12 protein-coding genes are annotated in these 22,370 nt (G+C 73.3%); 7 read left to right on the plus strand and 5 right to left on the minus strand.

Going from position 1 to position 22,370, the window contains the following annotated elements:
* Positions 1 to 72: 72 nt before the first annotated feature.
* Positions 73 to 5,463: a thrombospondin type 3 repeat-containing protein gene (locus tag WME76_RS25720; protein ID WP_437954919.1), complete on the minus strand. Its 5,391-nt coding sequence runs from the start codon at positions 5,461 to 5,463 to the stop codon at positions 73 to 75.
* 165 nt (positions 5,464 to 5,628) lie between these two features.
* Here WME76_RS25720 and WME76_RS25725 point away from each other — a divergent pair, with 165 nt between their 5' ends.
* The 6 genes from WME76_RS25725 (at position 5,629) to WME76_RS25750 (ending at position 16,742) form a co-directional block, all read left to right on the plus strand.
* Entirely contained in the window at positions 5,629 to 6,342 is a 714-nt protein-coding gene (locus WME76_RS25725; protein ID WP_437954920.1) for an N-acetyltransferase family protein, read from the plus strand.
* Between the two features lie 273 nt (positions 6,343 to 6,615).
* A complete protein-coding gene (locus WME76_RS25730) occupies positions 6,616 to 9,144 on the plus strand; it encodes a TonB-dependent receptor domain-containing protein (RefSeq protein ID WP_437954921.1) in 2,529 nt (842 codons plus the stop codon).
* A 218-nt stretch (positions 9,145 to 9,362) separates the two neighbouring features.
* Positions 9,363 to 10,403 carry a Kelch repeat-containing protein gene (locus WME76_RS25735; protein ID WP_437954922.1) on the plus strand — a complete coding sequence of 347 codons (1,041 nt, stop codon included), beginning with the start codon at positions 9,363 to 9,365 and terminating at the stop codon, positions 10,401 to 10,403.
* A gap of 308 nt (positions 10,404 to 10,711) precedes the next feature.
* A complete protein-coding gene (locus WME76_RS25740) occupies positions 10,712 to 11,131 on the plus strand; it encodes a DUF6531 domain-containing protein (RefSeq protein ID WP_437954923.1) in 420 nt (139 codons plus the stop codon).
* Between the two features lie 123 nt (positions 11,132 to 11,254).
* Entirely contained in the window at positions 11,255 to 14,962 is a 3,708-nt protein-coding gene (locus WME76_RS25745) for an RHS repeat-associated core domain-containing protein (RefSeq protein WP_437954924.1), read from the plus strand.
* Positions 14,963 to 14,978: 16 nt separating this feature from the next.
* The gene (locus WME76_RS25750; protein WP_437954925.1) at positions 14,979 to 16,742 is read left to right on the plus strand and encodes a hypothetical protein; all 1,764 of its coding nucleotides are present in this window, start codon (positions 14,979 to 14,981) and stop codon (positions 16,740 to 16,742) included.
* A gap of 109 nt (positions 16,743 to 16,851) precedes the next feature.
* On the opposite strand, the gene WME76_RS25755 is transcribed toward WME76_RS25750, so the two are convergent.
* The 3 genes from WME76_RS25755 to WME76_RS25765 are packed head-to-tail and all read right to left on the minus strand — an operon-like array spanning position 16,852 to position 19,714.
* Positions 16,852 to 17,943 carry a hypothetical protein gene (locus WME76_RS25755; protein WP_437954926.1) on the minus strand — a complete coding sequence of 364 codons (1,092 nt, stop codon included), beginning with the start codon at positions 17,941 to 17,943 and terminating at the stop codon, positions 16,852 to 16,854.
* A 5-nt stretch (positions 17,944 to 17,948) separates the two neighbouring features.
* Positions 17,949 to 18,785, minus strand: a complete 837-nt coding sequence (locus WME76_RS25760; protein ID WP_437954927.1) for a hypothetical protein — start codon at positions 18,783 to 18,785, stop codon at positions 17,949 to 17,951.
* Positions 18,782 to 19,714, minus strand: coding sequence for an ABC transporter ATP-binding protein (locus tag WME76_RS25765; RefSeq protein WP_437954928.1), 933 nt, complete (start codon positions 19,712 to 19,714; stop codon positions 18,782 to 18,784). The genes WME76_RS25760 and WME76_RS25765 overlap by 4 nt, the downstream gene beginning before the upstream one ends.
* 366 nt (positions 19,715 to 20,080) lie before the next feature.
* Between WME76_RS25765 and WME76_RS25770 the strand changes: the two genes are divergently transcribed.
* Positions 20,081 to 21,280, plus strand: coding sequence for a vWA domain-containing protein (locus WME76_RS25770; protein ID WP_437954929.1), 1,200 nt, complete (start codon positions 20,081 to 20,083; stop codon positions 21,278 to 21,280).
* A 98-nt stretch (positions 21,281 to 21,378) separates the two neighbouring features.
* Here WME76_RS25770 and WME76_RS25775 read toward each other — a convergent pair whose 3' ends face one another.
* Positions 21,379 to 22,332, minus strand: coding sequence for a hypothetical protein (locus WME76_RS25775; protein ID WP_437954930.1), 954 nt, complete (start codon positions 22,330 to 22,332; stop codon positions 21,379 to 21,381).
* Positions 22,333 to 22,370 lie beyond the last annotated feature (38 nt).

A 22,370-nucleotide genomic window follows, 5' to 3' on the forward strand; every position in this document is an offset into this window, starting at 1 on the left:
CGAAGCCTGCGTGGTCAACCAGGGAGAAGGCCAGGCCAACGCTCACCATGAGTCGGCCCCCCGGGGCCGAGATCACGGCATGAGGTAGCAGACCTCGAGCCAGGGGCGATCGCCGGCGTTCGGGTGCTCGCGCGAGCGATACGACGTCCTGCCGGTGAGCGCCTGCTCGAGGAGGAAGCCGTGGTTGTCGTGCGCCCCGTCGACCCAGGCCTGCACGAGCTCGGTCAGGTCGACCGCCACCGCGTCGCTGCCGGCGCCGGCGAGCGTCGCCTCCACGTGCTCATCGTAGCTCGCGGCGAAGCTCTGCCAGGTGACGGTCTGCTCGTCCCACGGGGCGGTGATCCGGTGCGCCCGGACGGTCTGCTCTCCGGAGCTGAACGCGCGCGCGCCGAACCGGGCCGAGACGACGGTGGCTCCCGCGGGGATCGCGTCGAGCGAGAAGCGGAACAGGGCCTGCTTTTCGGCGCCGCCGGCGAGGCCCGACGCGATGTAGTTGCTGCGCCCGTCGTTGTGGCGGGGATGAGCCTCCCAGATCACGGCATCGGCGACCTCGCCGGCATCGCCAGGCTGCACGGTGACGCACGCCGTCTCGCACGCGCCTTGCGCCTCGCACGCCGGCCCGCCGCCGCTGGCGCCGCCGCCGCTGCCTCCCTCGCCGCCGCCTCCCTCGCCGCCGCCTCCCTCGCCGCCGCCTCCCTCGTCGCCGCCGCTGGCGCCGCCGCCGCTGCCTCCCTCTCCACCACTGCCCTCTGCGTCCGCGAAGGCGACGATGAACGTGTTCGGACTGCCGGTCTCCGCGCCGCCGGGAACGTAGGGCTGGGCGAGCGCGTGCGCCTCGGCGCCCACTGCGTCGAGCGCCTCCAGCGCGTCTGCCTCGGTCCCGGCCGCGCCGTAGAACACCCGGAACGACCGGGCGCCGCCGGGCTCCAGCGCGCCGAAGTCGAAGTCGAAGGTCGAGCCCAGCTCTTCGGGCCCCACGTCGGTCAACGGCCCCGGACGGTGCATCGTCACCCGGGAGAGATCGCCTCCAACGTAGGGATACGCATCGGTGCGGATGAGCGTGGAGGACGTCCCAGGGTCGATCGTGACAAACTGCGTGGACGGGATGGCCGCCGGCTCGACGGACCACACAAGGGTGCGCCGGTACAGCAGATTCACCGGGCTCGCGCCGATGTTCTCCACCCGGACGGCGATCTCGTAGAGCGCGGGCGTGCGCTCCGACGGGCGGAACTCGTGCGTGACGAGGAAGGTCGAGCCGAAGCGCACGGTCGAGACCGCGGTGGTCGGCGTGGCCTCGAAGCGTTCCATCGAGAGCTGGAGCGGCGGCTCGAATCCGGCATTGTAGCTCGCCGTGAAGCCGCGCGCCCCGGAGTCGCCGTCCGCGACGCCCCAGCCCTCGTACCCGAACTCGGCGTACATCGCGTTGTTGCCCGTGGGGAGATAACGAAGACCGACATCTCTCACGTCCCACACCCCCGTCCATTCGCGCGCGCGGAACCCGACGTTCCCCGTGCAGCTCACCCCGACCTGCACAACCCCGTTGTCGATGGCGGCGCCGCAGATCGGATCGCACGCATCGCCGACCCCATCGCCGTCGACGTCGTGCTGGTCGATGTTGCGAGCTTCCGGGCAGTTGTCGTCGCCATCGCAAACGCGGTCTCCATCCCGGTCGCTGCCTCCTCCGGCCACGCAGGCGTCACACGCGTCGCCGATGCCGTTCCCGTCAGAGTCCGCCTGGTCGGGGTTCGCGAGGAACGGGCAGATGTCGCACGCCTCCGGGACTCCATCCCCGTCGTCGTCGGCCTGGTCCGGGTTCCAGCCCGTGGGGCAGTTGTCGTGCTCGTAGCAAACCCCATCGCCGTCCCAGTCGCTGGTGCCCGGCCCGGCGCAGGTGTCGCAAGCGTCGCCGAAGCCGTCGCCGTCGCTGTCCTCCTGACCGGGGTTGGCAGCATAGAGGCAGTTGTCCGCGTGGTCGCAGAGCCCGTCCATGTCGCCATTCGAAGAGCCTGTCAGCCAGCACGTGTCGCACGCGTCGCCGGGGCCCATCCAGTCGGAGTTCGCCTGGTCGGGGTTCGCCACGTCGGGGCAGTTGTCGCAGAGATCGGCGACGCCGTCCCCATCGGTGTCTTCCTGGCCCGGGTTGTAGGTGTCCGGCCCGCCCGGATACGCCTCGTACGAGCAGTTGTCGACGCCGTTGCAGACGCCATCGCCGTCCTCGTCCGAGGCCCCGACCCCGGCGCAGCGATCGCAGGCGTCGCCGGCGCCGTCTCCGTCGGCGTCGCCCTGCCGCGGGTTGGGGCTCCCTGGACAGTTGTCGATGTCGTCGCAGACCTCGTCGCGATCGTGATCCGATGAGTCCCAGCAGAGATCGCACGCATCACCCTGGCCGTTTCCGTTGAAGTCCGCCTGATCGGGATTCGGCGCTCCCGGGCAGTTGTCGCAGGCGTCGGCGCGGCCGTCGCCGTCTATGTCTTCCTGCCCCGGGTTCGGACGATCGCAGTTGTCGACCTCGTCGCAGACGCCGTCGCCGTCCCAGTCCCTGGCCCCGACGCCAGCGCACTGGTCGCACGCATCGCCGTGCCCGTCGCCGTCCGTGTCCTCCTGCCCCGGGTTGGGCGGCCAGGGGCAGTTGTCCACCTCATCGCAGATGCCATCGCCATCGCCGTCCCAGGTCCATGGGCCCGCGCAGGGGTCGCAGGCGTCACCGACGCCGTCGCCGTCCGTGTCCTCCTGCCCGGGATTGCGGAAGAACGTGGGACAGTTGTCGGACTCATCGCAGATCCCGTCGTGATCGAGGTCGTCGGTCCCCGGGCCGGCGCAGCGATCGCACGAATCGCCGTGGCCGTCTCCGTCGGCGTCCTCCTGGCCAGGGTTGGCGGCCGAGGCGCAGTTGTCGTGCTCATCGCAGATCCCGTCGGCGTCGTGGTCCTGAGCCCCCGGTCCAGCGCACCAGTCGCAGGCGTCGCCATGGCCGTCCCCGTCGGCGTCCTCCTGGCCTGGGTTCCCGGGCCAGACGCAGTTGTCCGTGTCGTCGCAGATGCCGTCGCGATCCTCGTCCCGCGATCCGGCGGCCCAGCAGGCGTCGCAGGCATCGCCGATGCTGTTCCAGTCGGCGTCCGCCTGGTCGGGGTTCGGCGCGGCGGGGCAGTTGTCGCAGAGGTCGCCGTCGCCGTCCCCGTCCGCGTCCTCCTGGCCCGGGTTCGGCACGAGGGGGCAGCTATCCGCCTCGTCGCAGGCGCCGTCGCGGTCGTAGTCCCGCGATCCGGCGGCCCAGCAGGCGTCGCAGGCATCGCCGATGCCGTTCCAGTCGGCGTCCGCCTGAGCGGGGTTCGGCACGGCGGGGCAGTTGTCGCAGAGGTCGCCGTGGCCGTCCCCGTCCGCGTCCTCCTGGCCCGGGTACTGCGACCCGTAGTGAGGGCAGTTGTCCACGTCGTCGCAGAGGCCGTCGCCGTCCGAATCGCGGTCTCCCCTGCCAACGCAGGTGTCGCACGCGTCGCCGTGGCCGTCGCCGTCGCCGTCCTCCTGGCCCGGATTGGAGGGCCAGACGCAGTTGTCCACGGCATCGCAGACGGCATCTCCGTCGCCGTCGCGGTCCGGCGTGCCGACGCAGGCGCCCGTCTGGCAGGCGTCGTCCCGGGTGCAGGCGTCGCCGTCGTCGCACGACGTGCCGCCCGGGACGAGCGCGTCGATGCAGGCGCCGGACGCCGGATCGCAGACCCCGACGAGACAGCCGCTCTGCCCGGCGCAGGCGACCGGATCCGCGCCCACGCAGGCGCCCGCCTGGCAGGCGTCGGTCCGGGTGCAGGCGTCGCCGTCGTCGCACGCCGCGCCGTCGCCCAGCGGCGCGCCGGCGCAGGCGCCCGCCTGGCAGGCGTCGGCCCCGGTGCAGGCGTTGCCGTCGTCGCACGCCGCGCCGTCGCCCAGCGGCGCGCCGGCGCAGGTGCCCGCCTGACACGCGTCGGCCCCGGTGCAGGCGTTGCCGTCGTCGCAGGTCGTCCCGGTGAGCGGCGTACAATAGCCGTCCCGCCCCCCGCCGGCGGCGACCGAGCAGACCTTGCACTCTCCTTCGCAGGCCGTGTTGCAACAGAAGCCGTCGACGCAGAAGCCGTTCTTGCACTCCGCCGCGGAGCTGCAGCGATCGCCGGTCACGCCCTCCGCCGTGAAGAACTCGGCCGTGGCGGTCGCCGCCAGGCCGCCGTAGAACTCTTCGTGCTTGCTGTCATACCCTCCCGCGAGGAGGACCCTGCCGTCGAGGAGCGGCGTCACCGTGTGGTAGGCGCGCGCCCAGTCCATGGCTCCCCAGGTCCAGCCTCCCGTCGCCGGGTCGTACGTCTGGGCGCCGTGAAAGACGACATGATCCTCGCCCACACACTCCATGTGGTGGATGTCGAGGCAGTCCGCGGCCATCCACTCGTGCCCTCCCGTCACCAGCACGTGACCGTTCGGGAGCAGCGCGGCGCGGTGGCCGTGGATGCCCCCGCTCGCGTGGGATCCGGGCGGCGGAGGGACGGGCAGGCCCGGGGCCGCGGTCCACGTGCCCGTCGCGGGGTCGTAGACCTCGGCTCTCTCCCCGCCGCCCGTCCCGAGCCAGCCCATCGAATCCATGTCGCCGGTGACGAGCACCTTGCCGTCGAGGAGCCGCGTGGCCTCGCGCGCGTAGCGGCCGTCGACCATGGGCGCTGTGGGGGACCAGGTGTCGCTCGCGACGTCGTAGACCTCGGCGGAGCCTCCGCCGGCCACGAGCACCTTGCCGTCGGCCAGCAGCACGGCGGCGTGGCCTCCACGAGGGTTCGCCATGGAGCTCGCGGGGCTCCACGTGCCGGTCGCCGGGTCGTAGATCTCGCAGGTGGCCAGGGGAGGATCGCCGTAGCGATTGTATTGCCCGCCGGCGACGAGGACCCTGCCGTCCGCGAGCAGCGTCGCCGTGTGCCCGACGCGGCGGTCCGCCATCGGCGCGACGGGCGTCCAGGCGTTCGCCCCCGGCTCGTACACCTCGGCGGAGGCGAGCACGTCGCTCTGCGTCCTCCTCTTCACTCCCCCGAGGACGAGGACCCGGCCGTCGGCGAGCAGCGTCGCCGTGTGGCGGCTGCGCGGCGTGCCCATCGACGCCGCGGGCGTCCAGAGATCCGTCGCGGGATCGTACAGCTCCGCGAGTGGGTGGGGACCCGTGAGGAAGCTCCCGCCGTCGTCGCGCTGGCCTCCGGCGACGAGGACCCGGCCGTCGAGGAGCCGCGTCGCCGTGTGGTTCGCGCGTGCGACGCTCATCGAGCGCGTCAGCAGCGGGAGCTCGGCCTGCTGCGTGTCCTCGAGAGCGCCGCGCTCGGGATCCGCGCCGGCGCAGCCCGCGACGATCGCGAGGCTCATCAGCAAGAGCGTGGCGAGCGCGGCGCGCTCCGCGCGGACGAAAGCCCGGCCGCCGCGCTGCCCGTGCGTCGCGCGCGCTCGCATTGAATGGGAATCCATCGTCTCGACCTCCGAGGCCCAGAGAGACCCGTGCAGCCACCGGGCAGCCATGCCGCCCGGCCCCCTCGCGGCGCTCTCGCCGCGCGTGTCTCCGCCTCTGATGCGGTCCCCTCGCAGCACATTCACGACGCGCGGGACGATCGGAGCCCGGAGGCCGCCGGGGCTGTGGAGCGAAGGTGGCCCCGCTCCGTCGCCGGCTTCGACGGGCTGGACGCCGGGGACGGCCGCGGCGGGTACGGCTGCCCGGAACTCGCCGCTGCCCTGCCCGCCGGGGAGCAGCACCTCCCGCGCCTGTGGTACCCTGTCCGCGCGACCAAGGCCGTGACGGTGGCCCCTTCAGCCTCCACGCCGGCTGCCCCGGTCCATCCCTTGCTTTCTGCGGACGACACGATGCCTGACGACACGCCCCCCGTTTCCCTGCGCGAGATCACCCGCGACACGCTCGACGCCATCCTCGAGCTCTCCGTGGCCGAGAACCAGAAGCGCTATGTCGCGACCAACGCGGTCTCGCTCGCCCAGGCGCACTTCGCGCCGGAAGCCTGGTTCCGCGCCATCTACTGCGGTGACGAGCCCGCGGGCTTCGTCCTGCTGGAAGACCACTCGCTGGATTCCCCGCCGCCGGAGAAGCCCGAGATCGCCGTGTGGCGCTTCATGATCGACGAGCGCTTCCAGCGGCGCGGCGTCGGCCGGGCGGCGATGTTGCAGGTCATCGAGCACGTGCGGCGCAAGGGGCTTTTCTCGTCGCTGCTGCTGTCCTACGTGCCGGGCCCCGACAGCCCCGAGGGGTTCTACCGCAGCCTGGGCTTCCGCCCCAACGGCCAGATGAGCGGGGAAGAGGTGGTGATGGAGCTGCCGCTCACCGACGCACCGTCGCCGTAGCGCGCCGCCGCGCCGGTCCTGCCGCAGCCGCGAGAGGTCGGCCACGGCCACATTGGTCGTGACCGGCCGCGGGGCGGCAGGGCCGCGGGGCGGCAGGGCCGCGGGGCGGCAGGGCCGCGGTGAAGGCGATGAGCGGCGGTCGGCTCAGGAGGGATCCGGCGAAGGATGTCCTGCCCTGGGAGCATCCAGGCGAGGGTGACCCGGACGCGAGCACTCCCTCGAGAAAAAGCCGCTCAGGACGTCGGCAAGAGCGCCGATGATGTGAACCCCTCGATGCTCTCGCGCCCTTCACCCCCGCGCCTCGCGGCGCCGTGCTCTGCTCCGGTGCTCGCGCCGCCGCCTCTCCGCTGCGCGGCGGCGGGCTTCCTCCGGACATCCACGGCAGCCGCCGCGCTGCTCGCGCTCGCGCTCGCGCCGGGCCGCGCCTTCGCCGCGCCCGACCCACCGCCGGCCCGCGAGGCCCCCTCGGCGGCGCCGTCCCGCGAGGCCCCCTCGGCGGCACCGTTCCGCGAGGTCCCCTCGGCGGAGTCGCCCCGCGACGCGCCCTCAGCGGCGGGGCTCGTCCCGCCGACGCCGCTCACGCCGCTCGCCGCCGGCTACCCTGCCGGGGCGCACGGCGACGCCACGGTCCGCCTCGTGCTCACCGTGAACGCGGACGGGACCGTGCGCTCCGCGGTCCCCGAGGAGGGGCCGGAGCCGTTCGCGTCGGCCGCCGTCGCCGCCGCGACGTCGTTCCGCTTCGCGCCGGCCACGCGAGGCGGCGCGCCGGTCGCCGCCAGGATCCGCGTCGAGGTCCGCTTCACCGAGGCCGCGCCGCCGGCGCCGCCCGCGCCGCTGGCACCGCCCGGCGCCGCGCCGCCCGCCCCTGCCGCGCCCGCGCCCGGCCCCGCCCCCGCCTCCCCAGCCTCCGGCCCGCCCCCGGGCCCGCCGCAGCCCCTCGAGGTCACCGTGCGCGGCGAGCTTCCGGCCCCCGGCGTCTCCACCTTGAGCCGCGGCGAGGTCCGCCTCGTCCCCGGCGCGTTCGGCGACCCCTACCGCGCCATCGAGATGCTCCCCGGGGTGACCCCCATCGTCTCGGGGCTGCCGTTCTTCTACGTCCGCGGCTCGCCGCCGGGCAACGTCGGTTACTACCTCGACGGCATCCGCGTCCCCTACCTCTATCACCTCGGGCTCGGGCCCTCGGTGATCCACCCCGGCATCGTGGACCGCGTCGACCTCTACCCCGGCGGGTACCCGGCGCGCCACGGGCGGTACGCCGGCGGGATCGTCGCCGGCGAGACGACACCGCCGTTCCCGGACTGGCACGGTGAGGGCACGCTCCGGCTCCTCGACGTGGGCGGGCTCGTCGAGGGCCCCTTCGCCGGCGGCCGCGGCGTCGCGCTCGTCGGAGGCCGCTACTCCTACACGGCGCTGCTCTTCTCGCTCGCCGCGCCCGGCGTGGTGCTCGACTACTGGGACTACCAGGCCCGGATCTCCTACGAGGTCGCCCCGGGAGGCCGGTTGAGCCTCTTCGCGTTCGGCGCCCGCGACTACCTCGCAGACGAGGAACAGGGCGAGAGGACGACCCTCTTCGACACCACGTTCCACCGGATCGATCTCCGGTACGACCACGCCTATGGCGCGGGCAGCGCGCTGCGCGGCGCGCTCACGCTCGGCCACGACGAGACGGGCATCGGAGACGACCAGAAGGCCCTGACCCGGAGCCTCGGCGCGCGCCTCACGCTCGACCATCGCCTGCGCGACGAGACGCCGATCCGCGCCGGCATCGACGCCGTGCTCGACGCCAACTCGCTCGATCTCGGGATCGACGCCGAGCCTCCGCCCGGCGGCGTCGAGGACGACGACTCCCCCTTTCCCGATCTCTTCTCGACCCGCCACGACGTCACGGTGGGCGGCTACATCGAGTCCGACATCGCTGTCACGCCGCGCCTGCGCGTCACCCCGGGGCTCCGGCTCGAGCTCTACCACTCGGACAGCGAGGTCGCGCTCGCCGTCGATCCGCGCCTGTCGGCGCGGCTCACCGTGGCGCCCGGCGTGACGTTCGTGCAGGCGCACGGCCTCGCCTCGCAGATGCCGAGCTTCGTCGTCCCGATCCCCGGCTTCCGCCCGAGCCTCGGCGACGGACTCCAGCGGAGCTTCCAGTCGAGCGCCGGCGTCGAGCTCGAGCTGCCGGAGGACATCACCGCGTCGGCCACGGTGTTCCACAACGCGTTCTTCGGCATGACCGACGCGCTCGGCGCCGGAGGCCTCGACGGGGACGAGGCCGCCTTCACGGACCGCGCGCTCGGCGCCGCGAGCGGCCTGGAGCTGTCGGCCCGCCGGCGGCTCACGCGGCGCATCGGTGGATTCGCTTCCTACACGCTGTCCCGCTCCACGCGCAGCATCGGCCGGAACACCCAGGTCACCTCGGTCGACCGGACCCACGTGGCGAACCTCGCGCTGACCTACGACTTCGGCCGCGGTTACCGGGCCGGCGGGCGCGCCGTCTTCTACTCCGGGCTCCCCCAGAAGGTCGGCGGCGCGATCCCCCCGCCGGGCAGCGGCGTCCCCGGCGGCCCGGAGCCCGCCGCCGGCGTCGAGGCGCGCTGGGAGCGGCTGCCGCCGTTCCTGCGCCTCGATGTCCGCCTGGAGAAGCGCTGGTCCGTCGGGAAGACCGGCTGGCTGTCGCTCGTCCTCGACGTGCTCAACACCACGCTGTCGAAGGAGCACATCCCCGCGATCTGCGACCCGTTCTCGCCGTGCGAGCCCGAGGAGATCGGGCCTGTGACCGTCCCGATCCTCGGGCTGGAAGGCGGGTTCTGACGCCTCGGGCCCGCGGACCGGAACGACAACGACCGTGCGCTCCACGACAAGCTCGGGAAGCTCGACCATGACGGCGAGCGCAGGCCGCTCGCCGAGCGCGAGCGCGCTCGCGCCCGCTGGACGCCGCGCCGGCGTTCGTGGAACCATCGTCCCCGTGCCTCTCGCGCCGGCGTCGCCCGGTCGCGAGGGAGTCTCACCCCAGCGGAAGGAACGCTCCCATGCACCTGAGCCGAGCCTCGATTCACGCTCTGGCGGTCGCTCTCGCGGTCTCCGCCGTCGCGGCCTGCGGCGATGACGGGGAGGGCCCCGGCCCCGCGGACGACCCCGACACGGACCCCGCGCCCTCCGACTACACCGCGCTCCCCGAGCCCCTGGCCGCGTTCGCGGCGCGCGTGCTCGACGACCACCTCTACATCCACGGCGGTCACATCGGCCAGGCGCACGACTCCTCGGTGGAGAACCTGATACCCAACCTGCGCCGGCTCGACCTCTCGAAGCCCGACGCGGCGTGGGAGGAGGTCGCGGGACCGGACGTCCCCGTGCAGCAGAGCGCGCTCTTCACCCATGAAGGCAAGCTGTACCGGCTCGGCGGCATGACCTCGAGGAGCCACCTCGGCGAGGAGCTCGACCTCCTCACGCTCGACGACTTCGCTGTCTACGACGTCGAAGGGGACGCGTGGACCGCGCTGCCGCCGATGCCGGACTCGCGCTCGTCGCTCGACGTCCAGATCGTCGGCAGCACCCTCTACGTCACCGGCGGCTGGAAGATCGACGGCGGGACGGAGACCGAGGCGTATTACGAGACGTTCCTCAGCGTCGATCTCGCGGCGGACGAGCTCGCGTGGGAGGAGCACCCGCAGCCGTTCAAGGTGCGTGACCACTGCGGCGGCGTGGTGGACGGCAAGCTCTATGTCCTTGGCGGGATGCTGAGCGGCGTGTTCCCGAAAGAGGCCCAGATTTACGACCCCGCGACGGAGACATGGTCCGAGGGGCCGGCCCTGCCGACGCATTCGCCCGTCGCCGGCTTCGGCTGCGCGGCCGTGAGCCTGAACGACACCCTCTACTTCACGGCGGCCGAGGGCGTCGTCTACCGGCTGAACGACGCCCGCGACGGCTGGGAGCAGGTCGCGACGCTGAAGACGCCGCGCATCCTCCATCGCCTCGTCGACAGGAACGCCAACGAGCTCATCGCGCTCGGCGGCGGCGTCGGCGAGGCGAACGAGGGCACCGCCTCGGTGGAATCCATCCTGCTCGAGTGAGCTCGGCGCCCCTGGTCGCCCGCGCGTGGGGCCGACTCCCGATCTCGCGCGCGGCCCGCGCTCGCCCTGTCCGCCGCGCGGTCGTCCTGCGACGACCTGACGACCGGCGCGTGATCGCGCCCGGGCGCGCGACGCGCCGCGGGCGGCGCGCGCGGGTCATTCAATAAACGCTGTGGACGCAATGCCATCCATGATGGCCTCTCTCCATCGCTCCCGGTCCTGACGGCGACGGGCAAGCAACCGACGTCCTACCGTCGCGCAGGTCGTGTTGACGGGCAGCAGCGATACCCATAGCGTCATCGATTGCCATGCGCACCGCCCCCGTCCCCAACATCCCCGCCATTCCCGGAATGAATCCAGGCGTGTTCGTCCTCGGCGGAGGTGGCGGGGGCGGCGGGGGCGCCGGCAAGGGCGGCCGAGGGAAGGGCGGCAAGCAGGGCGCCAATGGCAAGAACGGCGGAAAGGGCGCCCAGGGAGGCGGCAAGGGCGCGTGCGGCGCCGGACAGGGAGACCTGAACGGCGGCTCGTGTCCCAAGCACCACAAGGGCAAGAAGTCCGGGAAGAAGAGCGGCAAGGCGTCCAAGGGCGATCCCGTCGATGTCGTCACCGGGCACGTGTTCACGCTCCCCGCGGCCGACGTGTCCCTGCCCGGCCCCCTGCCCCTCGAGATCGCGCGCCGCTATCGCTCGGCCTCGGCCCAGCGCGACGTCGGCCTCGGCTTCGGGTAGAGCCACTCGCTCGCATGGGAAATCGAGGTCGGCCGGCGCGGAATCACGGTCTGGAACGATCAGGGGCTCGGCGTCGACCTCGATCTCGTCGGCGAGGGCGAAGGGACGACGGGCCCCGAGGGCATGGTCCTGGTGCGCGAGCCCGGCGGATTCGTGCTCGACACGGGCGACGATACATGGCTCGTCTTCCAGGTCCGCCACGGAGACCGGTGGCTCCTGTCGGCCATCCGCGACGAATTCAACAATACCATCACGCTGCATTACGCGGAGGGCCGCCTCATCGAGGTCCGCGACAGCGTGGGGCGCGTCGTCCGCGTCGGCCGCGATCGCGCCGGTCGAATCCAGTCGTGGGCGATCAAGAACGCTCCGGAGCAGGGGCGCTGGGTGCCGCTGGCCCGCTTCGCCTACGACGATCGCGGCGACCTCGTCGAGGCGCGCGACGCCGAGGGCGCCGCGACGACCTACGCCTACGACGGCGATCACCGCCTCGTCGCGCACACCTCCCCGGTCGGGCTCACGTTCCATTTCCGCTACGACGCCCAGGACCGCTGCGTCGAGACGTGGGGCGCCTACGAGGGCCAGCAGGACATCAGCCTGTCCGGGTCCGCTCCCCAGCTCCTCGCCGACGGCGAGACGCCGGCCAGGGGCATCTACCATTGCAAATTCGTTTACGGCGACGACGGGTATTCCGAGGCCATCGACTCGATCACCGTCCACCGCTACTTCGGGAACGAGCACGGCAAGCTCGACAAGGCTGTGTCGGCGGGCGCCGTCGTCGACCGCCGGTATGACGAGCAAGGCCACCTGATCGCCTACACCGACGCGCTCGGCGCCACCACGACGTGGGAGCGCGACGCGCTCGGACGCGTGATCCGCGAGACGGACCCGCTCGGCCGCATGACCGTCCACGAGCGCGATCCGGACGGGCACATCCGCTACAGCGTCGATCCTGCGGGCGGCGAGACCGTGGTCGAGCGGTTCTCCGGCGGACTCGCCTGGACCGATCCGCTCGGCGCCCGCTTCGAGAGCCGCTTCGATCACCGGGGGCTGATCGTGGAGACCGTCGGCCCGAACGGCGGGCGGACCCGGTTCCATCACGACGACAACGGCAACCTGGTGGAGAAGATCGACGCGCTCGGCCACGTCACGCGCTGGGCCTACGACGCCTGGGGCCGGTGCACGGCCAGGCAGGACCCGACCGGCGCCGCCGTGTACTCCACGTACAACACGCGCGGCGACCTGCTCTCCGAGCGCAAGCGCGACGGCAGCGTGGTGCGCTACGATTACGACGCGATCGGTCAGCGCGTCGCCATGACCGACGAGAACGGGCGCGTCACGCGCTACGTGTATGGCGGTTACCGCAAGCTCTGCGAGGTGCACGAGGCGGACGGGTCGGTCACGCGCATGAAGTACGACCGCGAAGGCCGGCTCGTGGAGGTGGTCAATCCGCGCGGCGAGGTCCACGCGATCACGATGAACGTCGCGGGCATGGTGACCTCGGAGCGCACCTTCGACGGCAGGCTCCTGCACTACAAGTACGACGTCGAGGGGCGCCTCGTGACGGCCGAGAACGGCCTCGGCCAGAAGACGGAGTACGTCTACGACCTCGCCGGCCAGCTCATCGAGCAGCGCTATGACGACGATCGGGTCGAGCGGTTCGAGTACGACGCGCTCGGGAGGCTGATCCGGGCAGAGAGCCCGGATGGGATCTTCGAGTACGAGCGCAACGCCCTCGGCTGGATCGTGCGCGAGAAGCAGACGGTGGACGGGCAGACCGTCGTTGTCGACCTCGCGCGCGATCTCGTCGGGCACGTGATCCGCCGCGCGACGTCGCTCGGGCACACGCAGGTGTGGGAGCGCGACATCGTGGGCCAGGGGCTGCGGGTGGTGCTCGACGGCCAGGAGGAGATCCGCATCGGCGTCGACGCGCTCGGCCGCGAGGTAGCGCGCGTGCTGCCCGGAGGAGGGCGGATCGAGACCGCGTACGACGCGCGCGATCGCATGGTGCAGCGCCGCGTCGTCCGGCCGAGCGCGCCGGCGCGGCCCGGGTGGCCCGAGCCCGCGGCCGGGCCCTCCACGGTGGAGCAGGCGTATCGCTACGCGCCCGGGTCGGAGTTGCTGGAGGCGCACGATCGCTCAGCGGGGATCCAGCGCCTCCGGCGGTTCGAGCACGACGGCATGGGGCGCTTGATCGCGGCCGGCCAGGACGAGGGGGACGTCGAGCGCTTCGCCTACGACGCGGCCGGGAACCTGTACGAGCGCTACGGCGTCGAGCGGCGTTACGGCGCCGGCAACCGCCTGGTGCAGCGGGGCGCGCGCCGCTACGTGTGGGACGACGACGCGCGGCTCGTGGAGGCGCGCGAGGGCGACGCGGCGGTCGCCCGCTACACCTGGGGCGCCAATGGCCTGCTCGAGGCCGTGGATCGACCCGACGGCGTGCGCGTCACCTTCGCGTACGATCCGTTCGCCCGCCGCGTGCGGAAGACGGTGCTGCGCGTCTTACCCGACGGCACCACAACCCTTGTGTCGACGACGCGCTATGTGTGGGACGGCGACGCGCTGCTGCACGAGATCACGCAGCGTACGGCCGACTCGGGCGAGCGCGCGGTGGAGGCGCGCACGTATTGCTACGACGCCCGCGGCTTCCCGCTGGCGCAGCGGGAGGTGCGCCGGCGAGGAGATCAGGAGTCGGCGGGCGCGTACTACCATTACCTGACCGACGACATCGGCACGCCCGAGAGGCTGCTCTCGGCGGACGGCGCGGTCGCCTGCGAGATCCGGCGGCGCGCGTGGGGGCGATTCGATGTCTCGCCAGGCGCCGTCACCGACACGCCGCTCGGCTTCCCGGGGCAGTACCGCGACGAGGAGACCGGCCTGTTCTACAACCGGCACCGGTACTACGACCCCGAGGCCGGGCGGTACATCAGCGCCGACCCGGTGGGCCTCATCTCCGGCTTCAACGCCTTCGCGTACGCCGAGAACCAGCCGACGCGCTTCGTCGACCCGCTGGGGCTGATGGCGTACGTCAAGGTCTCGAACATCCCCGGCCAGGACAAGAAGAAGAAGCACGAGGGCTTCTCGGACGGCTCGCGCCCCGCGGGCATGGCGGACAAGGAGGAGACCGATCCGGCCATCCAGGACGCCGTGGACAAGGCCCATGAGAAGTTCGCGAGCCGGGACGACAAGAAGGACACCGCCGGCAAGTGCGCCGAGATCGAGGCGCTCAGCAAGCAGGCCAAGGAGATCCGGGGCGATCTATCGAAGCAGCCCGGGTGGAACGACCTCTCCAACGAGGAGCAGAACGCGAAGGTCCGCAACGAGCTGCGCGAGCAGTACCGGAACGGCGCGAGGATCGAGGCGTTCGAGGACAGCACCCAGAAAGAATCCATCCCGCCCTGCAATTTCTGCGCGCAGGTGTTCCGCGAGCTCGGGATTCACCCCGAGAACATCAACGCCAACCCCAACAAGGATGTGAGTGACAGGGACCTGTCCCCGAAGAAGGCCAAGGGCGGCGTGTACCACAAGGGCGACAAATGGGACGGCAAGAACGTCTATGGCAGGGGCAGCCCCAAGACCACGGCCTCCGAGACGGCCGTGGTCCCGCGCACGGACGCCGACGGGAACCAGGAGAAGCAGAAGGGGCAAGGCGTCTACTATCCGCCCGAGAACCCGCCCCCGGGCGGCTACCCGCCGGGAGGCCCGCCGGGCGCGTCGCCCACGCCCACGCCCTCGGGCGGCGGCGGCGGAGACGCGGGCGGCGGCGGGAACCCCTATTATAACGAGCACGGTGAATACATCGGTCCCCGCGACAAGAACCGAAAGAAGAAGTGACCGGCCCTGGTGAACCATGAGCATCTCCGGCGGAGCACGACAGCAGGAGGCGCTCGCTGCGTGGCGCCTCGCGGACGAGGCGTTCGAGCAGGCGGACTCCCGGGCTGCGCGGGCCGCGGCGATGGTGCGGCAGCTCCGGGCGCGGGAGCTCCTGGAGCGGTGGTCCTGGGCCGAGCGCCGGCTCCCGGACGCGCTGCGCAGGTGGGCGCTCGCCGAGGGGCTGTGGAGCTGGGAGCAGGCGGTCGAGCGGCTCGGGCGCCTGGACTTCGTGGCGCGCCGCCGGTTCATCCGGTCCAACCTGGCGCTGTTCCCCGACGCCTCGCTCCCCGCGCTGCTCGACCTGGTGCGCGCGCCTCAGCCCGGCGACGGCTCGATCTGGTCCTCCGACGAATCGACGCTGTCGGCGATCGCGCTCCGGCTGGACGGCGCCCGACGCCACGAATCCGCGCTCGCCGCGGCCGCGGAGGAGGTCCCCGATCGCGCCGGTGAGCCGGGCTCGGTCGCCCGGGGGGCCGCCTCGGCGGGGCCCTCGGCCGCGGTCGAGCCGCCAGGGACACGGCTCGGCGCGCTGCTGTTCGGCGCGCAGGGCGCGGCGCGGCTCTCGACGGACAAGGGGTTCGCAGCGGTGCTCGATTTCGCGGAGCACCACGCCACGGCCGACGAGCTCGCGCTCGTGCTGGAGTACGCGCGCGCGCTGGAAGGCGAGCGCCGCGCGGCGCTCTGCGGCGCGCTCCTCCGCGGCGGGGAGCCGCTCTGGGGCGTCCCCGGGTTCGCGGAGCTCTTCTCCCCGGAGCAGCGGCAGGCGCACCTCCGCGCGGAGATCGCCGCGCACGAGCGGCCGGCGGAGGTGCCGATCCACGACACGCTGCGGATCGCCGCGGCGCTCGTCGAGGGCGAGGCGCGCCGGGAGGTGCTGTCGCTCTTCGTCGACGAGGTGCGCGCGCTCGGCGGGCGCGGGCGGCTCGAGGGCCTGTGCGCTGCCGCCGCGCTGGCCGACGGCGCGCTGCGGCCGGCGCTCGTCGACGAGGCGCTCGCCTGGATGGAGGCGGGCGAGGAGCTCGACGAGGACGACCGGGTGGAGGGGATCGCCGCCGCGCTGCCGATGCTGCCGGCGGCGCGCGCGACGCCGCTCGCGGAGCGGGTGCTCGACGCGATCGCGGCGGGGCAGGTGCAGCGCACCGTGGCGAGGGATCGGCTGCTGGCGATCCCCGACGCGGTGTGGGCGGCACTGCCCGAAGCGCGCTGGACGCCGGCGCTCCGCTGGGTCGTGGAGGAAGGGGTGGATTCACCGGCGCCGCGGGCGGCGCTGCGCAGGGGCCTCCCAGCGCCGGTGCGCGCGGCCCTCGGCGAGGGGGCGCCGGCCGCGGCGACGGAGGACGGCAGCGCCGGGGACAGCGCGCGAGCGGAGCCGTCGTCTCCCCAGGAGCGGCTGCGCGGATGGGCGAGCGCGTGGGCGTCGCTGCCGGACGCGGAGCGCGCGCGCCTGCTGCCCGAGATCGAGGCCGCGGCGCGCGCGGTCTTGCAGATGCCCGACAGGGAGGACGGCGCCCTGCGCGCGGCGCTGGCGATCCTGCCGGAGAGCGCATGGCGGGCGATCTGGTCGGCGCGCGCGCGCGCGAGCGCGTGGCGCCGCACGATCGATCTCACGGATCCCGCGCTGTTCGCCTACATCGCCTCGGAGCACTACCTGCACGCCGAGGCGGTGATCCGCCTCGTGCTCGGCCTGGGCGGCTCCGCGGCGGTCTGCGACTTCGCCCGGATGCTTGTCGCCCTGCGCTGAACCTGCGCTGCACAATTCGCGCACCGCCGCACGCTCCTGCGCGCGATCTCCGGCGCGGGAGCGCGCCGTACGAGCGCGCCGTCACGAGCGCGCCCTCACGAGCGCGCCCTCACCGCGCCTCGCCCGCCTCCCCTCCCCGCTCCTCCTCGACCGGCGGCGCCGTGTCGCCCCGGTAGCGCGCCCCGCAGCGGCTCATCGCCTTCTGGATCATCGGCAGCGGCAGCGCGAGATCCAGCAGGAATCGGCCCTCGCGCGGGCTCACCCGCGCCAGGTCGAGGAGCTCGGTGAGCCCCTCCTCGCCGTCCGCCTGCGCCTTCAGGCGGGCCAGCGACAGCGTGGTGCCCAGCGTCTTGCCGAGGTCGTCGATGTCGGCCTTCATGGGCCCCGTCACGTCGGCCACGATCGCGACGTCCTCCGACGCGTCGATGTGGAGCTCCACCTGGCTGACCGCGCCGCGCAGGCGCTCGGCGATCTCCGGCTGGCTCTCCTCGAGCAAGGCCGCCAGGTCGTCGGCCGAGAGCACCCCGTACGCGTCCCCGTAGCTCGCCCACTCCGGGATCACCGGCGGCGCGGGTGGGACCTTGTCCTCGAGCCGGTCGATCGCGGCCTCGACGGCCTCCGCGTCCCTGCCGAGGAGCAGGAGGCCGTCGCCCCAGAGGCCGACCACCGGCGCGCGCCCCTCCTCCTCGAAGAGCGCCCCGCGCGCGCCGTGGGCGCGGCGGCTCCCGCGCAGCGACGAGAGGCGCGCCGACCCGAGCTGGCCCGAGACGACCACGAGACCGCCGGACGTCGCCGCGATCCGGTCGATGTCCTCGAGCACGTCGATCCCGAGCTCGTCCTTGAGCTCGTCGAAGCTATCCATCCCGCGCTCCGCGAGCATGCAGTCGAGCCAGAGCTTGCCGGCCGGCGACTCCTTGATGGCGCTCGCCTCGAAGACGAGGGCCGACGTGGCCTTGTCGGTGGGCAGGGCCGTCAGCACCGGGTCGCGCCGGCCCTGGCGCTCCATGCTCGGGTCGGTCTGCGGCGGCGGCGGCAGCGTGAGGCGGCGCCGGTTGCGCTCCTGCTCGGGGATCTTCGGGTAGCGCGGGAACTCCACGCGCGGCTTCCTCGCGGCGGTGGCCTTGCTGTCGCCGCGCGACATGAGCCACGCGGCGAGGCCGAGGAGGACGACGGCGGCGAGGAGCCAGGCTCGGTGGCGCATGGTGGTCAAAAGTCCTTCTGCTCGAAGCCCCAGATGCCGAAGGCGACGGCGGCGAGGCCGAAGACGGCGATCCCGGCGAGCTGGCTCGCGAGGTCGAGCGCCTCGACGGGCGCCGACGCCGCGAGATCGGCGGAGGTGTCGGCCAGCGCGGAGACGCGCGGCAGGAGCGCGGTGACGGCGCGGAAGAGGGCGCGGGGGGCGCCGGTCTCGAAGAAGGTCGCGAGGCGATCGCGGTAGCCGGCGACGATGCCCGCGAGGAAGAGGGCGCCGCCCGTCGCGGCGGAGAGGGCGGCGCTGCGCGCGAACACGGCGGCCGCGAGCATGCCGCCGTAGAGGGCGGCGAAGGTGACGCCCGCGAGGAGGGCGGCGAGGACGGGGCGGAAGGTCCAGACGCCGGTCTTCACGGCGAGCAGGAGCGTGAGGCCGCCCGCGCCGTAGAGCGCGCCGGCCAGGGCGAGGCCGAGCACGCCGAGGAAGGTGCCGGCGAGCAGCTCCCAGCGCTGGACGGGGAGCGCGAGGAGGTGCTCGATGCGGCCGGGCGCGAGCAGGCTCGGGGCGAAGTCGGCGCAGGCGAGGACGCCGAAGCCGAGGCCGCCGTAGAAGATGACGTACGCCGCCGCGCGGAAGACGGGCCGGAGGGCGACGTCGACGGACGTGATGTCGGTGGGGAGGACCTGGCCGAAGAAACGCGTGGCGGCGAGGGCGCCGTCGACGACGTCCATGCGCAGGGTGAAGCCGGCGACGCCGAGCAGGAGGGTGATGCCGGCGCCGAGGGCGAGGAACCACCGGCGCGAGGCGGCCTCGCGGAGGAGGTCGAGCGCGATGGCGAGGACGGTCTTCACGGCGAGGCTCCGGCGGTGGGGGTGGGCGCGCCGAGGGCCTCGGCGAGGACGTCCTCGAGGTCGCGCATGTCCCGGGCGAGCTCGATGAGCAGGGCGCCGCGGGCGCGGGCGCGGTCGAGCAGGGCGTTGAGCTCCTCGGGGCTCGGGGCGTCGCAGGTGAAGGCGCCCTCGGCGTCGCGGGCGACGAGGCCGAGCGGGAGGAGCGCGGCCGGGTCGACGCCGGGCGCGAAGCGGAGGCGGAAGCGCGTGGGGCTGCCGCAGAGGGCCTCGAGGGCGCCCTCGCGGACGAGGCGGCCGCCGGCGAGGATGCCGACGCGGTCGCAGACGCGCTCGGTCTCGGAGAGCAGGTGCGAGTTGAGGAAGAGGGTGGCGCCGCGGGCGCGCTCCTCGGTGAGGATGCGGCGGATCTCGGCGCGGCCGAGGGGGTCGATGCCGTCGGTGGGCTCGTCGAGGACGAGGAGGTCGGGCGCGCCGAGCAGGGCCGCGGCGAGGCCGAGGCGCTGCTTCATGCCCTTGGAGAAGCCGCCGATGCGGCGCCGGGCGCTGTCGCCGATCCCGACGCGGTCGAGGTCGCGGAGGAGCGCGGCCTCGGTCACCGGGAGGCGCTTGAGCCGGGCGACGCTGGCGAGGAAGGCGACCGGCGTCCAGGCGTGCGGCAGGTGGAGGCGCTCGGGCAGGTAGCCGATGCGGGCGCGGACGGCGCGGTCCTCCGGGGCGCCGCCGAGCACGCGGACGACGCCGGAGGTGGGGCGGACGACGCCGAGGAGGGTCTTGATGAAGGTCGTCTTGCCGGCGCCGTTCGGGCCGAGCAGGCCGAACGCGGCGCCGCGGGGGACGGCGAGATCGAGGCCGGCCAGGGCCTCGGGGCCGTCCCGCCGGAAGAGGCCCGCGTACGTCTTGCGGAGCGCGGCGGCTTCGATGGCGAGCACGGCGGGAGCATAGGCGGCCTCACGCGGGACCGCACCACGCCTCGAGCGCGCTCCTCGGGTCGGCCAGGCGCGTCGCCCGCCGCGCGGCGTCGCTCGCCCACGCGGCGAGCGCCGATCACGAGGCGCGGTTCCGGTACGGGCTTCGGCTCCTCCTCAGGGGACTGGAAGCCGAGGTCGAGGGGCGGCGCCGTGAGCGCCTGGGTCGTCGGGGTCGCGCGCCGGCGCGTCCTGGCACAGAAGGCACCGCGAGCCGCCGCGCAAGCGCCGGAGATCACGTGGTTCGGGCCCGGTATGCGCCATGCATTGCGGCACCCCCGGCTGCGTCCGACGTCGACGCGTGAGGCCCCTCGCGGCCAAGGAGAACCGATGCGTACCCGTTTCCGTTTCGCTTTCATGGTGGGGAGCCTTCTTGCGCTGGGTGCGTGCTCGGGCGGGTCGACCCCCTCGACCCCGGTCCGCGGCGGCGACGGCGAGATCCCGGGGAGGGGCGCCGGCACGGGCGACGGCGCCTCGGCCTCGGCCGGCGCGGGGGGTCCGGGGGCGGCGGGCGGCGATGCCCCGAGCGACTCCGGCTCCCTCGGCAGCGGCGGGGGCACCGGCACCGGGGGCGGTGGAGGCGCAGGGGGCGGTGGAGGCGCCGGGGGCAGCGGGGGCAGCGGAGGCGGCGGCGTCGAGCCTGGCACGCTGACCGCGGGCGTCTGGGACGACAACCGCAACTTCGACTTCTTCCTCTCGTACCGGAGCTCGCTCCACGCGCAGCAGCTCCCGGGCCTCTTGCCGTTCACCGAGGCCGACCACCAGGCCGCGCGCAGCCTCTTCGCGGCGCCTCCGGGAGCGAGGGAGACGCTCGACATCTCGCTCATCATCGACACCACCGGCAGCATGGGCGACGAGATCACGTACCTTCAGACGGAGTTCATCGCGCTCTCCGGCGCCATCTTCGCCAGGTACCCGGACGCCGCGCAGCGCTGGTCGCTCGTCGTCTACAAGGACACCGAGGACGCCTACATCGTCCGGTGGTTCGACTTCCGCGACGATCCCGTCGAGTTCCAGGAGAAGCTCGCCGCGCAGACGGCCGACGGCGGCGGCGACTTCCCGGAGGCGCCCGACATGGCGCTCTTCAAGGCGGCCGACCTCTCGTGGCGCACGGATGGCGACGCCGCGCGCCTCGCCTTCTGGGTCGCGGACGCGCCCCACCACGACAGCAACGCGGCGGACATGGCCGACGGGATACGGGCGCTCCAGGACCGCGGGGTGCACGTCTATCCGGTCGCGTCGAGCGGCGTGGACGAGCTCACCGAGCTCACCATGCGCTCGGCCGCGCAGCTGACGGGCGGCCGGTACCTCTTCTTGACGGACGACTCCGGGGTCGGCGGGGCCCACAAGGAGCCGACGATCCCCTGTTACTACGTGACCCAGCTCGATCGCGCGATCCTGCGCATGGTCGACATCGAGCTCTCCGGTGTCTACCGCGAGCCGGAGCCGTCCGAGATCCTCCGCACGGGCGGTGATCCCCTGGACGGCGCGTGCGCGCTCGCGTCAGGCGTCGAGGTGCTCGCGTATTGAGCTGACGGCCGCTCGCCTCGATTCATGGCCAGCATGGGTCGGGGCGAGCGGCGCGGGCGCAGGGCTGGTCGCGCGGCGGGCCTGGAGACAGCGGCAGCTCACGAGGGGCGAATCGGCTCCGCGAGCCAGCGAACCAGCGCCTCGCCGTCGAGGTCGAGCAACGCATCCTCGACCTCGCCCGGACCGAGCGCGCGGGCTCGCTCGATGATGGATAGCTCTTCCTCGGCCGTGGGTCGTCGCCCGAGGCGCCGCGCGAAGAGGCGCCCCAGCAGCTCCGCGATTGCCTGCTGCTTCCCGCGCTCCTCTCCTCGCTGCTCCCCGCGCAGCTCCCCCCGTTGCTCGGCCTCGATGATCATCTCCCCGATGATCGGCGTGCGCCGGAGCAGCCCCTCTTCCTTGTCCTCCACCATCATGACGAGCTCCTTCCACAGAGTATGCCCCCAGGGATCGATGGTCGCCATCACCAGCAGCGCCGTGTACAGCTCGGCCCGCTCCTCGGCGCTCGCCGCGCTCGCGTGGATCTCCGCGACGACCTCCCGCAGCGCCGCAGCCGTCGCGTCGCGCGCGAGCGGCGCGAACACCAGCCAGAGCACGCTGCCGCGCGCCCGTAGCTCCTTGATTGTGCGCTGGTAGACGGCATCGACGCGGAAATGCGCGCCGCTGAACGGCCGCCCCGGCCAGGCGATGCGGCGCTTCCCTGTCGCCGGCAAGCGTCGTTTGCGACCCGACAGGACCACCGCGACGGTCTCGATCGGCGGAACTGGCGCACCGGCGGCCTCGAGGCGAAGCGCGGCGAAGAGAAAGCCGAGGTACTCGAAGACGCGATCCGGAACGTCGTCGCGGAGCGCGAAGCAGAACTCGACGTGCAGCACCCGTGGCTCTCCGTCGATGCGCAGGCGAAGGGCCTTGTCGAGGCGGCGCTCGATGTTCGTGACCTGGCTGTCGACCCAGCCGAGGACCTCGATGGGGTGGCCCTCGGGGACGAAGGCGCGTACCAGGTCCGCGGGGCGCCTTCGGGCGAGGTGGCGCAAGGTGATGTCGGCGTCTCCCATGCGCCGCGCCCATGGCAGATCGCGTACCAGGGGCTCAG

Source organism: Sorangium sp. So ce119 (assembly GCF_051524405.1).
Taxonomy (GTDB): Bacteria; Myxococcota_A; Polyangia; order Polyangiales; family Polyangiaceae; genus Sorangium; species Sorangium cellulosum_G.

Bases quoted from the DNA above. Each gene is read 5' to 3' on its own strand.
- WME76_RS25735 (WP_437954922.1), top strand. From the start codon at position 9,363: ATGCACCTGAGCCGAGCCTCGATTCACGCTCTGGCGGTCGCTCTCGCG.
- WME76_RS25750 (WP_437954925.1), top strand. From the start codon at position 14,979: ATGAGCATCTCCGGCGGAGCACGACAGCAGGAGGCGCTCGCTGCGTGG.
- WME76_RS25755 (WP_437954926.1), bottom strand. From the start codon at position 17,943: ATGCGCCACCGAGCCTGGCTCCTCGCCGCCGTCGTCCTCCTCGGCCTC.
- WME76_RS25730 (WP_437954921.1), top strand. From the start codon at position 6,616: ATGCTCTCGCGCCCTTCACCCCCGCGCCTCGCGGCGCCGTGCTCTGCT.
- WME76_RS25740 (WP_437954923.1), top strand. From the start codon at position 10,712: ATGCGCACCGCCCCCGTCCCCAACATCCCCGCCATTCCCGGAATGAAT.
- WME76_RS25745 (WP_437954924.1), top strand. From the start codon at position 11,255: ATGGTCCTGGTGCGCGAGCCCGGCGGATTCGTGCTCGACACGGGCGAC.
- WME76_RS25775 (WP_437954930.1), bottom strand. From the start codon at position 22,332: ATGGGAGACGCCGACATCACCTTGCGCCACCTCGCCCGAAGGCGCCCC.
- WME76_RS25720 (WP_437954919.1), bottom strand. From the start codon at position 5,463: ATGGATTCCCATTCAATGCGAGCGCGCGCGACGCACGGGCAGCGCGGC.
- WME76_RS25770 (WP_437954929.1), top strand. From the start codon at position 20,081: ATGCGTACCCGTTTCCGTTTCGCTTTCATGGTGGGGAGCCTTCTTGCG.